At 60.1% G+C, this 14,675-nt stretch carries 17 protein-coding genes; 11 read left to right on the forward strand and 6 right to left on the reverse strand.

Annotated elements, in window-relative coordinates:
* The gene (locus ACOQFS_RS11255; protein ID WP_421562969.1) at positions 1-3,081 is read left to right on the forward strand and encodes a type I restriction endonuclease subunit R; all 3,081 of its coding nucleotides are present in this window, start codon (positions 1-3) and stop codon (positions 3,079-3,081) included.
* 45 nt (positions 3,082-3,126) lie between these two features.
* Positions 3,127-3,753, forward strand: a complete 627-nt coding sequence (locus ACOQFS_RS11260; RefSeq protein ID WP_421562970.1) for a hypothetical protein — start codon at positions 3,127-3,129, stop codon at positions 3,751-3,753.
* A gap of 3 nt (positions 3,754-3,756) precedes the next feature.
* Here ACOQFS_RS11260 and ACOQFS_RS11265 read toward each other — a convergent pair whose 3' ends face one another.
* The gene (locus ACOQFS_RS11265; RefSeq protein ID WP_421562971.1) at positions 3,757-4,857 is read right to left on the reverse strand and encodes a helix-turn-helix domain-containing protein; all 1,101 of its coding nucleotides are present in this window, start codon (positions 4,855-4,857) and stop codon (positions 3,757-3,759) included.
* Between the two features lie 427 nt (positions 4,858-5,284).
* Between ACOQFS_RS11265 and ACOQFS_RS11270 the strand changes: the two genes are divergently transcribed.
* The 8 genes from ACOQFS_RS11270 (at position 5,285) to ACOQFS_RS11305 (ending at position 10,589) form a co-directional block, all read left to right on the forward strand.
* Positions 5,285-5,806: a hypothetical protein gene (locus ACOQFS_RS11270; RefSeq protein ID WP_421562972.1), complete on the forward strand. Its 522-nt coding sequence runs from the start codon at positions 5,285-5,287 to the stop codon at positions 5,804-5,806.
* A 215-nt stretch (positions 5,807-6,021) separates the two neighbouring features.
* Positions 6,022-6,537 carry a hypothetical protein gene (locus tag ACOQFS_RS11275; protein ID WP_421562973.1) on the forward strand — a complete coding sequence of 172 codons (516 nt, stop codon included), beginning with the start codon at positions 6,022-6,024 and terminating at the stop codon, positions 6,535-6,537.
* Positions 6,538-6,716: 179 nt separating this feature from the next.
* The gene (gene lexA, locus ACOQFS_RS11280; protein ID WP_421562974.1) at positions 6,717-7,301 is read left to right on the forward strand and encodes a transcriptional repressor LexA; all 585 of its coding nucleotides are present in this window, start codon (positions 6,717-6,719) and stop codon (positions 7,299-7,301) included.
* Positions 7,302-7,407: 106 nt separating this feature from the next.
* The gene (locus tag ACOQFS_RS11285; protein ID WP_421562975.1) at positions 7,408-7,755 is read left to right on the forward strand and encodes a hypothetical protein; all 348 of its coding nucleotides are present in this window, start codon (positions 7,408-7,410) and stop codon (positions 7,753-7,755) included.
* 100 nt (positions 7,756-7,855) lie between these two features.
* The gene (locus tag ACOQFS_RS11290; protein ID WP_421562976.1) at positions 7,856-8,119 is read left to right on the forward strand and encodes a hypothetical protein; all 264 of its coding nucleotides are present in this window, start codon (positions 7,856-7,858) and stop codon (positions 8,117-8,119) included.
* A 181-nt stretch (positions 8,120-8,300) separates the two neighbouring features.
* Positions 8,301-8,600 (forward strand): hypothetical protein, encoded by a 300-nt coding sequence (locus tag ACOQFS_RS11295; RefSeq protein WP_421562977.1) that lies wholly within the window; start codon positions 8,301-8,303, stop codon positions 8,598-8,600.
* A complete protein-coding gene (locus ACOQFS_RS11300) occupies positions 8,600-9,301 on the forward strand; it encodes a hypothetical protein (RefSeq protein ID WP_421562978.1) in 702 nt (233 codons plus the stop codon). The genes ACOQFS_RS11295 and ACOQFS_RS11300 overlap by 1 nt, the downstream gene beginning before the upstream one ends.
* Before the next feature lie 16 nt (positions 9,302-9,317).
* Positions 9,318-10,589, forward strand: a complete 1,272-nt coding sequence (locus ACOQFS_RS11305; RefSeq protein ID WP_421562979.1) for an IS1595 family transposase — start codon at positions 9,318-9,320, stop codon at positions 10,587-10,589.
* Positions 10,590-10,643: 54 nt separating this feature from the next.
* On the opposite strand, the gene ACOQFS_RS11310 is transcribed toward ACOQFS_RS11305, so the two are convergent.
* The 5 genes from ACOQFS_RS11310 to ACOQFS_RS11330 all read right to left on the reverse strand — a co-directional run bounded on the left by ACOQFS_RS11310 (position 10,644) and on the right by ACOQFS_RS11330 (position 13,422).
* Positions 10,644-10,892, reverse strand: coding sequence for a hypothetical protein (locus ACOQFS_RS11310; RefSeq protein ID WP_421562980.1), 249 nt, complete (start codon positions 10,890-10,892; stop codon positions 10,644-10,646).
* 263 nt (positions 10,893-11,155) lie between these two features.
* Entirely contained in the window at positions 11,156-11,383 is a 228-nt protein-coding gene (locus tag ACOQFS_RS11315; RefSeq protein ID WP_421562981.1) for a hypothetical protein, read from the reverse strand.
* Positions 11,384-11,583: 200 nt separating this feature from the next.
* On the reverse strand, positions 11,584-11,919 hold the full coding sequence (locus tag ACOQFS_RS11320) for a hypothetical protein (protein ID WP_421562982.1): 336 nt from the start codon (positions 11,917-11,919) through the stop codon (positions 11,584-11,586).
* Complete coding sequence (locus tag ACOQFS_RS11325) at positions 11,910-12,518, reverse strand: hypothetical protein (RefSeq protein WP_421562983.1); 609 nt, start codon at positions 12,516-12,518, stop codon at positions 11,910-11,912. The genes ACOQFS_RS11320 and ACOQFS_RS11325 overlap by 10 nt, the downstream gene beginning before the upstream one ends.
* A 439-nt stretch (positions 12,519-12,957) precedes the next feature.
* Positions 12,958-13,422: a hypothetical protein gene (locus ACOQFS_RS11330; RefSeq protein WP_421562984.1), complete on the reverse strand. Its 465-nt coding sequence runs from the start codon at positions 13,420-13,422 to the stop codon at positions 12,958-12,960.
* Positions 13,423-13,745: 323 nt separating this feature from the next.
* Here ACOQFS_RS11330 and ACOQFS_RS11335 point away from each other — a divergent pair, with 323 nt between their 5' ends.
* Positions 13,746-14,504 carry a 3-hydroxyacyl-CoA dehydrogenase gene (locus ACOQFS_RS11335; protein ID WP_421562985.1) on the forward strand — a complete coding sequence of 253 codons (759 nt, stop codon included), beginning with the start codon at positions 13,746-13,748 and terminating at the stop codon, positions 14,502-14,504.
* The last annotated feature ends 171 nt before the right edge of the window (positions 14,505-14,675 follow it).

Here is a 14,675-nt window from a genome sequence, read left to right on the forward strand (position 1 = left end):
ATGCCAACACTGTCCAACGTCCACACCGAAAAAGTATTCGAAGACGAGCTCTGCGCCCAGATGACAGCCTCTGGCTGGCGCGTGCTCACGCATCTGAAGAATGCCACTTCCTACGACCGGGCCCAGGCCATCTTTGCCGAGGACCTGCTTGCTTATGTGCAGGAGACCCAGCCCACCGAATGGGCCAAGTTCAAGAAGTGGCACAACGGCCAGTCGGAGGCCATGTTCGTCAAGCGCGTGGCAAAGCAGCTGGACACGCATGGCACGCTGCACCTGCTGCGGCACGGCTTCAAGGACGTCGACGCCAAGTTCAGCCTGTGCCAGTTCAAGCCTGCGCACGACAAGAATCCGAAGTTGGTCGAGCTCTACAAGAAGAACCGACTGACTGTCATCCGGCAGCTGCACTACTCGCTCAACAACGAGAAGAGCATCGACCTCGTCCTGTTCGTCAACGGCCTGCCGGTGGCAACAGCCGAGCTCAAAACCGACCTGACGCAGGGCATCTCGGATGCCATCACTCAGTACAAGAAAGACCGACTCCCCAAGGACCCCGTCACGAAGGAAGTCGAAGCGCTGCTGCAATTCAAGACCCGTGCCCTGGTCCACTTCGCCGTGTCCACGGATGTGGTCTACATGGCTACCAAGCTCGCTGGCGATGAGACCTACTTCCTGCCGTTCAACATCGGCAAGCCCGACGGCGTGGACCTGCTGAGCTGCGGCGCAGGCAATCCCCCCGCCCCAGCCGGCAAAGGCTACCCCACGTACTACCTCTGGGACTTCGTCTGGCAACCTGACACTTGGCTGGAAGTCCTGGGCGACTTCATGCACCTGGAAACCAAGGAGGTTGAGCAGGCAGGCAAGAAGGTCATCAAGGAATCGCTCATCTTCCCGCGCTTTCATCAAATGGTTGCGGTCAAGGAGCTCATCAAATACGCCGCTGTCGAAGGCCCAGGCCAGACCTACCTCATCCAGCACTCTGCAGGCTCCGGCAAGTCCAACAGCATTGCCTGGACGGCGCACCGCCTGTCCAACTTGCACGACGCCCAGGGCGAGAAAGTCTTTGATACGGTCATCGTGGTGACGGACCGCCGCGTGCTGGACTCGCAGCTGCAAGCCACCATCAGCCAGTTCGAGCACAAGAAGGGTGTCGTTCAAGCCATCAGCGAGAACTCGGCCCAGCTGGCTAAGGCGCTGAACGACAGTACGCCCGTGGTGGTGACCACTCTGCAGAAATTCGGCTTCATCCTGCAGACCGTGGGCGACTTGGGCAAGAAGCGCTTTGCGCTCATCATCGACGAGGCGCACTCCAGTCAGTCCGGCGCGGCAGCACGCAAGCTCCGCCAGGCACTGACCAAGGGCAAGCCCAAGGCCGTGGAGGTCATTGAGGGTGAGACCGTGGAGGTCGAGGGCGACGTCCAGATTGACCCGGAAGACATCACCGCCGAGGACGTCATCAACGACGTCATCCAGTCTCGCCAGCGGCCGGACAACGTCAGCTACTTCGCGTTCACAGCGACGCCGAAGAACAAGACGCTGGAGCTCTTCGGGCGCAAGGGCCCCGAGGGGTTACCCATCCCCTTCCATGTCTACTCGATGCGCCAAGCCATTGAGGAAGGCTTCATCCTGGACGTGCTCAAGCACTACACCAGCTACGCCGCTTTCTACCAGCTGTCCGCGCTGGCGAACGACAAGCTGCTGCCTCAGAAAAAGGCAAAACAGGCGCTCGCCCAATTTGCCAAGCTCCACGCGCACAACATCGCGCAGAAGGTCGTCGTCATCGTCGAGCACTTCCGTGAGCATGTGGCCAAGAAAATCGGCGGCAAGGCCAAGGCAATGCTGGTCACCGACAGTCGCAAAGCCGCGGTCCGCTACAAGCTGGCCATCGACAAGTACATCAAAGCACAGGGCTACAAGGACCTGCGCACGCTCGTGGCCTTCTCTGGTTCGGTGGTAGACCCAGACTCAGGCTCTGACGAGTTCACCGAAGTCTCTATGAACGCCGAGGTGAAGGGCCAGGAGCCTGCCGAAGCTTTCAAGAAGGACGAGTACCGCATCCTGTTGGTCGCCAACAAGTACCAGGTGGGTTTTGACCAACCTCTGCTGCACACCATGTATGTCGACAAGCGATTGTCAGGCGTGCTGGCGGTGCAAACCCTGTCGCGCCTGAACCGCACGGCGCCTGGCAAGGAGGACACCTTCGTCCTCGACTTCGTCAACAAGCCAGACGAAATCCTCGACAGCTTCATGCCGTATTACCGTACGGCCTCGCTGGAGGACGTGACCGACCCGAACGTCGTGCACGAGCTGATGACCAAGCTCAACAAGGTTGGCGTGTACTTCTGGGCTGAGGTCGAACAGTTCGCTGAGGCGTTCTTCAACCCGAAAGTGAAAACCCAGGCTGCCCTGCATGGGGTGCTCAAGCCCGCTGCTGACCGATACGCTGAACTCGAAGAAGACGCTCAGCAACTGTTTCGCAAGGACCTGGGCTCATTCCTGCGCCTGTACGAGTTCCTGTCGCAAATCATCCCGTACAACGACCCGGAGCTGGAAAAGCTCTTCGTGTTCGGCAAGAACCTGATGCCGCGGCTGGCTGAGCATGGTCGCAAGGAAGCTCTGGCCCTGGACTCGGATGTCCAGTTGACCCACTACCGCCTGCAGAAGATGGGCGAGCGAACCCTCGACCTGGAATCAGGCGACGTAGTCAAGCTCCCGGGCATCAAGGAGGCTGGCACCGGCGCTGGCGGGGAGGATGAGAAGAAAGAGCTTCGAGAAATCATCAAGCGCATGAACGACCTGTTTGCGGGCGACATCACGGACGCTGACTTCCTGGGTGTCGTCACCAATTGGCAAGGGCGCCTGATGACCAATGAGGGCCTGGCGTCTCAGGCAAAGAACAACTCCGAGGACCAGTTCGCCATGGGCGGGTTCAAGGATGCCTTCATGGACGTGGTTATCGACGCGCAGGACGCCCAAAACTCCATCGCAGACCAAATGCTCAAGGACCCACGTATTTTTGGCGTCGTGCAAAGCATGTTGGCGAAGATGGTGTGGAAGGGGTTTCAACAACCGGGCGCGCAGTGACCGCCCGCTTGGACGAAGTGCGTGACGACCACCTGATAATCGCCTATGCCCGCAAAGAAGCCGACTATCGTTGTTGTTGATACCAATTGCTTTATTCGCTTGATGTTCTCACCCTTGCGGCCCGTCTTGGGTTCCGTTGTTGGGGGCTATCAGCTAATGACTCTCGCCAACCTAGCGAAAGAATGTGGCCCTGGCACAGAAGTCGTTGAGCGTAATCCCTGGCTGCTGGCTCCTGAAGTTCAAGAAGAACTAACCAAGAACTGCTTGAGTTTTCGGGAGCCAAAGACTAGCGATGTGCGTAAGTGGGCGAAAACTTTTTTGGAGCGAGGAAACCCTCTTCTACGAGCTCATTGCATTGCCAAAAACCTGGACAACATTCGGGAGCTATCTCGAGCTGACGTAACTGCGCTGGCGGCAGCACAGGTTCTTGGGAGCCCTTTGGCAACCGATGAGTGGCCTTTGACTTGGGCCGCGGAGAGGGTGTCAGATGTGGAAGTGCTTCTTACCAGTGTGGCCCTCATCCACCTCATGGAGAAAGACGGCAAAATTACCAGGGAACAGCGAGTAGACATCGTAACGACTTGGGTGAAACACGGCGAAAAGCTTCCCGCGAACTGGAGAGCCCAGTACAGAGAGCTCTTTCAAGACGAGCCCCCCGATGGCCAAGCCTGAACCTCAGGATTCCAGTTCTAGCAAGGCGTGTGAGAGCTGAACAGCATCGCCGAGCTTCAAGTTCAGAGCGGCAGCCACAAACGCTGGCGAACGACCGCCTTCACTCTTCTGCCAGCGAGCCAACGCACGGAATACCGGCGTCCCAAAAATCTGCTCACCCTTGATGACCAAATCTTTCATTGTGGGTTTGGCTGTTCCAAACAGTTCGTCACTTGCAGTGCGCGCCGTCTTCGCTGCAATCTTCCACTTCGCGTAAAAGCGAGGAGTCGCCAACCCCGTTTTGGCTCCGTTGGCCGCCTCGCAGGCCTTGTCGATAGACCGCATAACCGTTACGACAGAAATACCGTATGTGCCAGCATACCAACCGACAAGCTCCATTGGATTGGACGATGCTTGGATATCTTCAAATGCCTTGCGGGCCAACTCTTTCGGAAACAACAAGGTTTGCGCAAAAAGTTCCGCAAAATCTTCGCCGTCTTGGCCAGTAAGAGAGTGCAGCGTCAGGCAATGACCAAGCTCGTGAGCAAGCCAATAGCTGAAATCGTCGAGACGGCAACCCACGTTGAAAAGCACCCACGATGCCTGGCTGTCTGGCAGATAGACACTCATCGCGTTTTCATGACCGACCTTGTCTCCCCCCCAGTAAACAGGCACGAGCACCGCACCAAATTCCTTCAGCAGGTGAAGCAGGTGGCCATGGGTAACCGCCTCAGTTGGGCCGACCTCCAACTGTGCACGCACAGCCCTGGCCACCTCCTCGACGAGCGATTCGTTTACTTTAGGGTCCACGATGTGCCGTGGTGAAAACACTGGGCCCATGAACGGCAGGAGCTGGCGAAGGTGACGACCAACGTCTTCCCCCGCTTCTTGAGCTTCCGGAGTTGGTGGGCGGTTATTGCGCATGCGAAACGCAACCACGGGCTCCGGGGGCATCGAAGGGTCAGGCAGAAACAGCTCTTCCACTACGACCTTGAGAGCTGTAGCCAACGCAGTGAGCTTGCTAGGGCGAGGAATCGACTCCCCGCTCAGCCAATTAGAAACGGCCTCCTTGCTGACGCCACAGGCTTCTGCCAACGCAGCGCCTGTAAGGCCGAGCTTGGTCATGGCCGATTTGATGAGTTCTACGTTAAGCATTGGACAGTAGAGTTTACAGGCGAGGTCAAGTTAGGTCAAGTTATCCGGATGCGGCGATACGTATAGTGCAAGCATGTTTAAACGTTGAGCCTCAGCTTCATGCAGTCCTCGGACAGCTCGCTTAACTGCCGCAGGGGCCTGCTCGACCAGTTGGCCTCTATGCAGGTTGAGCCGCACGGCTATGGGAACCGCGGGCGCGTCATCATGTGACGATGGTGGTTGGCTAGTCAGCCTTGAATTCCTGCGATAAAAGGAATTTCATTGACCGAGTGGATAGTTCGAGCCTCTGTTCCTGCATTCGTAGGAACAGGTATGCGGATACCGTTACCTCTGTCCAAGCCGCAGGCTCGCAAGACATGCTCGGTCGCTACAGGTCATAGGACAAACAGGAGAACCTATGACCATGACCGACGAACAGCTCGAGGCATTCGTGACTGTTGAGATTGAGCGGATGCTGCAGCGCTGCGTTGAAGCCGGCGTAACCTACGACCAGGCATTCACGGAGTTGAACTGGCAGACCACCCTACGTGGCATGCGGAAGAGCGCCGAGCGAGAGAAAGCTAAGGAGGCGCCCTTCACCGTACATTTGCAGACTGCCTACGACTGCGAAATGGCCGGGGACAGCGCCGGGCACCGCGCTGCCTGCCTCGCTTGGTTGCAGGCGAAGCACGGTGTCCAGCTGGGCGACACAGTCCTCGTATGGGGATGGGACGTGCCACGCGAAATTTTGCTGGACGACTTCATCATCAACTTCGAGAAAGACGAAAGTCTCTCCAATGGCTTCATGTGGTTCACTGGACCCACCAGCCATACGCCAAAGGGTAAACCGCCCGAGCGGCAGGGACAATCTATGGACTACGCGGTATGCAAAACCAAGCCCAGTGCCAAGCTGCGAGCGCTGTTCCCACAGCGGTTCTGACATAGGCCCGTTCGGTACATTGAAGCATTCAAGGCTCCCTTCGTGGGGGCCTTTTTCTTGCAGTGCCCCGATGCTGGCTCGGAGCCCCTGTTCAGCCCTGACTGAACACAAAAGTGTCCGCGGATGCCCGCTCGAGGTCAATGCTACGCCGCAGCATGCCTATCATGAGTTGTGACCCCCCGAGGATTTCTCGGGACCTTCACAAGGAACCCGCAATGGCCAAGACCCCGTCCCACATCACCCCGCTGCCCGCCAAACTCGTGCCGGAGAAGTCGGCCACCGAGCTCATCAACGAGTACGTCGAGCGGCTGCGCGACAGTGGCGTGCCCCAGAAGACCATCGCGCTGTCGCTCGGTTTCGGACCGAACTACGTCAGCATGCTCAAGGCAGGAGAGGAGCTGCCGCTGCCGCGCGTCATCGCGTTCGCACACGCCGTTCGGCTGACCGACGCCGAACGCCACGAGCTGCTCCACACCCGCCTGATGGAGCTGCACGGCGAGAGGGGAGAAATCTGCGTAGAGACCCTGGCGCAGTGGGCAGACGACCTCTGCTCGCCAGTCGGCGACGAAGCCAAGCTCATCGAGATGTGGCGCGAAGCGACGGAACCCGCGCCGCATATGCTTGCGGGCATCCTGGAGGACCCTGCAAGGGCAGCGCGTATCGCCGCTGCGATGAACGAGGTCGTCCAGGCCGAACTCAAGGCTATGGCGGACGAGGCCGCGATTCCCTAACCGGTCAGCGGGCGGGGCCCTTCCTTGCGCCGCCCGCCGGAAGCCCCAGCACCAAAGAACACGTTTTTGATGCTGGCAGTGTCGAAGAAGATACCGACGACAGTGCGGGGTCAAGCTTGTAACGGAATACTGGTTGCCCATACAGTATCTCCAGCGAACAAACATTCGTGGAGAAAAACATGGACCGGCCCAATGACGCGCAATACCTGGCACTGCTCCGCACACAGTGGAAGCGCCACAACGCCTTCCCCTCTATGGCCAAGCTGTGCGACGTGCTGGGCCTCTCATCCACGGCCAGCGTCTTCGGGGTCATCAGCCGCCTGACTGAGGCCGGATACCTGGAGCGCGTTGAAAGCCGCATTGCCCCGACCAAGCGCTTCTTCGCTCGGCCGGTGCTGGGCAAGGTCCGTGCAGGTGTTCCCCAGACTGCCACGCAGGAAGAACCTGAAGTCCTGACCATCGATGACTATCTCATCGACGACCCTAACCGGACCAGCCTCATGAAGGTCCGCGGCGACTCCATGAAGGACGTGGGCATTTTTGATGGCGACCTGGTCGTGGTCGAGCACAACACCCCCACCAAGCCAGGCGACACCGTGGTCGCTTGCGTCGACGACGAGCTCACCGTCAAGACACTCCAGCTGGACGGTGCCGGCAAGTTCTTCCTGCAGCCCGCCAACCCTGCCTACCAGCCCATCTTCCCGCAAACCTCCCTGGAGGTGCTGGGCCTGGTCATCGGCGTCGTGCGACGAACGCGACGGTGACGCGCTAAGCCTGCCCACACAGGCTGGCAGCCGGCCTCAACCACCCCTTGCCTCGCGGCAACTGCCTGCCGCTGGGCGCAGCTTTGTCTTGAAGATTGGAAACATCATGCCCGTATGGACCACTACCCCCGTTGAAGCCCAGCCGTCGCTCACCTTGGTCAACTGGCAAGTCATGCAACTGCCCGACGGCGACCGTCACTTCGTCGGCTACTCCCCGCAAAACCGCGAAGGACGAACGAGCTCCGCCATCGTGGAAATGGACTTGGAGCGCCTCCAAGGCGTCACGTCCACGGGCCGCGTCTATCAACTCATTGGCCCCTCTGGGTGGAACACCGATGCTGAGTACGTCTGGCGTCGGTGGGTCGTCATCAACCAGGTGCCCCAGTGGGAGGACGTTTCCAAAGAGGTCTGGCGCGAGCACCTCTCATTGAAAGTCATGCAGCGCTCATGCTGAGCCTCGTCGGCGCTAATCACGAACGTAAGCGCCCGATTGCCTGCCTGAAGGATGGCCAGAGTGGTGCGGTTCTCGGAGTTACACACGCCAAAGGATGCCCATGAGCACGAAAGTTACCCTCAAGTCACGGCTTCAAGTTGGAGACCAACCAGGCTTCCACCTGTATGACGACGTGCTGACCGAAATGGCATACGAAACCCCAGGGGAAGGAGGCGCTACCGAGGACCCTCCGGTCTACTTGACCCTGGAAGGTGTCGATGTCGAGTTACAAACTTTGCCCTCCGGCGGCGCTGCCGTAACCCTGACCATCCCCCGCGACATCGCGCGCGAGTTGGGCCTGCTACCCCCTGAAAGCCGTGGATAGGAGCGAACCACCTGGGAGCCGCTTCAAAACGTTGGTTGCCCTCAGGTTTGTCCCTCGCACTGAAGTGCACGCCTTCGACCGTAAAGCCGCAAGCCTAAACACCCGCCAGCTTCTAAAAAGCCGCGCCGCAACCCCCGCCACTACACGCCACAGGTATTGATGAACACAAAGCGAGTTGACCATGCGAGTGCAAGTACGAACATTGCGGACAAAGGGCCGCAACCTGAACCGGGATGAGCTGAACGACCTCCCGCCGTTCATGGGCACCCTCAAGGTGGCCGAATCCCGCGACCCAGAGCTGGGCCGGCCCGTGGTGCGGGCGCGCCTCGTGGATGCAACCGCTGGAACCAATGCCGATGTGTTGCCAGAACTCTGTGACGCACGTCTGCTCTGGGCCGATGGCAATAAGTGGCGTCTGACGGGCTTCGAGCGCATTGACGCGGCCGACTACATGCAGACCTGGTCCGTGGAGATGACCTGATGCTCAAAGTCACTCTGCACATCGGTTCGCTCAAGGACCGCAGCTTGAACAACCAGCTGGCGGTCATCGACATCGCATACCAAGTCAAAACGGCTCTGGCCACGTATCTGGTGGCCATGACCCTGCGCCACGGCGGCGAGCAGCCCCCGGCCTTGGTGAGCAACTATCCGCGGTGGTCGGCAAGCCTGTGGGACCTGGTGGCTCGGGCCTTGACCCGAGTGCTTTACCAGGCAGACCAAGCACCCGCTTCCGACAAGCCCGACCGGCGCTGCGCCTATGCCACGCGCATCTGCGCCACCATTGAACGCGCCACCGCTGACGACAGAGGGGTCATCCTGGGCACGGCAGAAATCGCCCAGACAAGCGGCCAGCGAGGCACGTACACGGCTGTGTTCAAGGCCGACTTGCAGGAGGAGCGCGTGGCCTCCTTCGACTACGGCTGTAAGCGGCTGAACCCTGCGGACCTGTTGCTGCGTTCCATTTGCTGGTCCCTCTACGGCGGAGACCAGCTCGGGGCCATGCCCAAGCTCATCCTGCCTCCGGCGATGAAGATGGACGGTGTCGAGCGCTTCCACCTGGAGGCCCTGACGGAGCCTGCAAAAACGGGCTTCAAGCGCTACCTGGCAAGGCAGTTCCCAACGGCGAACCCTGAGCCGCTGCCCAAGGCCGAGGACTACGTGCACTTCCTCGTGCACGGTTGAAGGCGAGGACCAGGCAATGACAACGATGACTATGCCCGCCGGTGGCGCACCCGCCTCGGGCGACGGCAAGAAGCGCAAAGACGGGCTGTTTCCGCTGCGCCAGCGCACGGGCACGGCGGCATTCCACCTGTCCAAGGATGCGGTGGGCTTCGGCTACGAGGACTTGGAGAAGCTGTCCGAACGGCAGGCGGTGCAGTTCCTGGCTGAGGCCAGCTGGGGCTCCAGCAAGGTGATGCCGTGCGCGCATTGCTCCACCATCGATGAGCATTACTGGAGCGCCAAGGAACTGCGCTGGAAGTGCAAGTGCTGCGGCAAGCGTTTCTCGGTCACTTCAGGCACGGTGCTGGCGGACCACAAGCTGCCGCTGCCCAAGATTCTGAAGCTGGTGTTCTCGTGGGCGAACGGGGCTTCGGGCAAGCCGGCACTGCAACTGCGCCGGGACTGGAACGTGGCCTATCGCACCGTGTTCACCCTCATCCACAAGATGCGCGAGGGCCTTCTGCGCGGCTACAACACGGGCGCGCTGTGCGGCGTGCTGGAAATGGACGGCGCGGACATGAATGGACGCCGATACCGGGAGAAGCGCAACAAGCCCCTCGGAGGGGGTAGCGCGGGCAAGCCCAAGATTCCGGAGCATCTACTCAAGCCCAAGTTGGAAGTTGACCCGGAGACGGGCGAAATCCTGGGTCCGCCCAAGCCACCGAAGTTCGACAAGACCGCCAAGCAGCACCCTGACCGGCGGCTGTTGCTGGTGATGCGCCAGCGAGGCAAGTCTCATGGCAAAGGAGCGGTAGCCACGCGGGTGGCGATTGCCCTGCGGGAGGCCACGCACACGGTCGTGGCGATGGCGACCAAGTTTGCCTCGGCGGAGTCGCGCATCATGAGTGACGAAGACCCCGCGTACAGCTCCTTCTGGAAGCTGTTCGCCAAGCACGACACCATCAACCACTCCAAGACCTACGCGCTCCCAGGAGGCATCAACAACAACCAGGCTGAGAGCTTCAACTGGCGCATGCGGCGCTCGGTGGAGGGCATCTACCTGTCGCCCAGCAACAAGTATCTGGCGGACTATGCCGCGGAATCAGCTTGGCGCGAGGACACACGCAGGCTATCAACGGGTGACAAGCTCAGGCATTTGCTGAAGGCGGTGTTTGGTGTGGGCCTGTCGCAGTGGTGGCGAGGGTATGGGCAGGGGCGCCACCGCATGGAGGAGTTGCTCATTGAGGGGCCGCAGGAAGCCAAGACGCGAGGGAAGCCGAAGGGGTGGAGACAGAAGCTGCCTAGGTAGCAAAAAGCACTAATCAGTGGAGAGGTCAGGCATGCGCCCGCGTCATGGTTGGGGTCAGCTGAGAGTTTGTGGCAGAGCTTCGCGTTCCATCACAATGCGAATCTGCTGCAGGTCGCCGGTCACAGAGTCGAAGGAGTACGCACGACTCAGCACTTTAAACAGAGCAACGGTTTTCCCTTCGTCTGTTTCAAAGTCGACTATGTCCCCTGCTTGTGGCAGCAAAAGTAGGGAGTCCCGACATGCCTTCATCTCGAGTACGGTTCTAAGCGATTCGTTAACAATCTCTTTGAAATAGATGTTCATATTGAATTTGACTTGTCGATATTGACAATGCGTTTAGGTTTGCAAGTTATATTTCTCGAACTGAGCACTCCACAATGTCGGGCCACGGTCGGTTTGAGCACAAGCTACTTGAACCATCTGCGCCGGTTCAACCGCCCCCTTGCTGGTAGGTCGACTTCGCTTAGCGGAAACGCAGTGACAACCGACGTTGCGGGCCTCGTGAAAAAGAGGCGGCGTAGAGTTGCGCCGCCTCACGCCTATCTGCTGGCAAGCCTAGCGTTCGCTCAGCTTGTCCTACACACCCGCACAACAGTGTCCTGGCTGTGCGTGTAGCCGGTGCTCTTGCGAATCAAGAGGACAACCCGCCTCTCCCGGCGCAGTCGCTGGAGCTCTTGGTTGAAGTGGAACGCCGCCTCCGGGTTGTGTTCGTCGACGCAGTGAAAAGTCTGCTCGTCGCCAAGTGCGAGTTGGTCGATGTGGCGCGCGAGGTCGGTACTGGTTGTTTTGAGCATTGAGTGCTCCTTTCATGGTTACACGGGCACGTCGCCCGCACACTGTCTAGCCGACCGCCGCGGACGGACGCTCCTAGCCCAGAACCATCTCCGATGCCAATGAAATCAACAACTTAGCTAATTTTTAGACGTCACGTGCTTACAGATTGGCCGTCCAAACAGCCGGACGTCTATACAAATCGCGAGAGGCACTGGCCAGGTCACGCCATGCCACTCGGATACAGCGCCTTCAGATACCTCCCCACCGCGGTCTTGCCTCCCCCACGCCCAAACTTCTTGAGCCACCCGTCGTCGGAGCCGATGTCGGCGGGGTCCAGGCCAGGGTCGAATTGGTGCAGAGAGGCGTAGAGCGCGGTCCGCAGCTCTTGTAGCTCGGCACGTTTCGCCGCTAGGCCTCGCAGATGTGCATCTGGAAGTTCCTCAGGGCCCGCCAGGAGCTTTTCTACCAGCGCCAACTCACCGTGCACGTTGGCGATGAGCAGAGCCAGGCGCGTCAAAGCGGTTTGCGTGCGAGTGCGCGTCTTGGTCAGCGCCATGAGTCCTCCTCCTGACGCTGGCCAGCCACCGCTTCTTCTTTTCGCAGTTCATCGAGGCTCGGCGTAGGCGTTTTCCAGCGCCAAACCCCCGACATGGTCGGCAGCCCCGCATAGTCGTGCAAGCGCTCAACCTCGCCTCGAGCACACATCCGTCGTAAGGCGTTTCCCAAGTTGTTGTCCGCGAAACGAGCTCTCTCTTGGCATGACGAGAAGCGCAGCCCGAACACCTGCGCCGCCCCTTCTGCCAAGATATTGGTGGGCACGGCACCTGGATGCGCAGCCTTGAGCGTCTCGCGAAGGTATTTGCGCAAATTGCCACGGCCCCCGTAGCGGGTGTGGGCATGGACCGGCTCAACCGCCGCTGGGTGCACTTCGGTTGCTATCACCTGGGTCACGGTAGAGAGTGCCTTCGCCATTCGCAGGAGTCGTGCTCGCCGCTGCTTGAGCCTGGTTACCTCTCGGTCGATGTGTTCGATTTCCCCTTTGACGGCAGCCAACTCGTTGACGGTCCACTTGAGGTCAGAGGGGGTGCGTGTCCGGAAAGGCAGGACGGGGACTTCGCCTGACCTCGCGGCCTCATTGAGAGATTCCAGGTTCATGCCAAACCACCTTGGCTACAAACTCCGGCAGTTCCGCCAGGATGGGCGCGGTATTGGGGCCTTTTCCGCTGCCAGGTGGCGGGCATGGACCCAGCAAGTTGGTCAGGACTCCACGTGCTACACGCAACATGTCTGACCTTTTCGCTCACCCGGCACTTGCCCCTTTCAATGCTTTCCCTGCCCTCTGGCTTGGGCTGTTCGTCAGCGTCAGCAGCTGGGCGCTCATTTTCAGAAATTTGTCTGCGTACGCGCGCCGAAAAGCCGCACCCCGCCATAGTTTGGAGGTGATGCTGCTCTGCGTTTGCGCATCGGCGTTCTACTTCTTTACGCTCGTATTCCTGTACAAGCACGTCTGTTGAGGTGAAGGCACCGAGCCTCTCGACAGCTGGCCAAGCTTCAAGAAGTCTTGGATTCCTAAGGGACAGCCTCTTCGGAGGCATCAGCCCCCTTTGTCTGCAAGCTCCCGCAGTTCCTGCAGCTCCGCCAGGCTGGGCGTCGCGTTGGGCCCGCGCCAGCGCCAGACCTGGGGCGTATGCCCACCTCTGGCAGCAACGAGCACCTCGGTCAGCCCGTCGGCATTGGCTCGCTTGAGCACCGCGTGGACCGTGTCGCGGCGGAACAGGCTGAAGTCCTTCTTTGTGGGCAGGTCCACGCCAAGGGCTGCCGCCACCTGCAGGGCCAGGGTGCTGACGTCGATGCCCGATTTGCCGGCAGCTTGAAGGTGCGCCAGGACGCAGGCCTTGACTGCGCCGCGTTGGCCGTACTTCCCGGCCCAGGCGTTGACGGTGCCCGCGGCGTCGGGAGCGACCGCAGAGTCGATTGCCGCCATCGTGGCGTCCAGCGCGGCCAGCTTGGCCAGAACGCTGGGCAGTTCCAGTTGGATGCGCTGAAGCTCTGCCTCCAAGCGATGGGCCTCCCCGGCGAGGGCCGCGCGCTCGTTCAGGAGCCACTTGAATACGGAAGGCGTGCGGGTACGTCGAGTGGCGTCGCTCGGAACGGCACTCGACGGGGCTGAAGGTGACAGGAAATTGGGCACAGGGGTAGCGCATGAATACACGGTACCTCTGTGAAGCGACCCCTGTGGGCCACCTGTGCTTAGCGATTAAGCAAAGAACAGGTTTTCAGGTTGGCTTGGGCCATCAGAGTCATAACACCCTTGCGCGTGCCGCACGACACGGATGCGTGATAATTGACGTTTACGTTAACGTCACTCAACGGAGGCAAGACATGGAAATCAAGGGCAAGGTATTCATCGTGACCGGCGGCGCGTCGGGGCTGGGCGAGGGCACGGCCCGCATGCTGGCCGCCCAGGGCGGCACCGTCGTGATCGCTGACATGCAGGCAGAAAAGGGCGAAGCCGTGGCCAAGGACATTGGCGGCGCCTTTGTGAAGTGCGACGTGAGCAATGAGGCCGATGGCCAGGCCGTGGTGGCCAAGGCAGTGTCGCTGGGCAAACTGATGGGTCTGGTGAACTGCGCAGGCATCGCCCCTGCTGAAAAGACGGTGGGCAAGAACGGCGCCCATGCCCTGGCCGTGTTCAGCAAGACGATCACGGTCAACCTGATCGGCAGCTTCAACATGATTCGCCTGGCCGCAGAGGCCATGAGCAAGAACGAGCCCGAATCCACGGGCGAACGTGGCGCCCTCATTTCTACCGCCAGCGTGGCGGCCTATGACGGCCAGATTGGCCAGGCAGCGTATTCCGCATCCAAGGGCGGCGTGGTGGGCATGACGCTGCCGATTGCCCGCGACCTGGCACGCAACGGCATCCGCAACATGACCATCGCCCCCGGCATCTTCGGCACGCCCATGCTGTTTGGCATGCCGCAGGAAGTGCAGGACGCTCTGGCCGCCGGGGTGCCCTTCCCCAGCCGCCTGGGCACGCCCCAGGACTACGCCAAGCTGGTGCAGCACATCTTTGAGAACGACATGCTCAACGGCGAAGTGATTCGCCTGGATGGTGCCATCCGCCTCGCTCCACGCTGACATCGGGCACGCACGGTGCCACTATGAAAACAATAGCTCTCAGCGCTTATCCAGTAAGCGCTGAGAGCTATTTTGAATGTCATTGAAGCAACAAAAAACCGCTGCAGCCTTGCGACTGCAGCGGTTTGTATCTGGCGGAGTGGACGGGACTCGAACCCGCGACCCCCGGCG

This window comes from Paracidovorax sp. MALMAid1276 (assembly GCF_049198005.1).
In the GTDB taxonomy this organism is placed as follows: domain Bacteria; phylum Pseudomonadota; class Gammaproteobacteria; order Burkholderiales; family Burkholderiaceae_C; genus Acidovorax.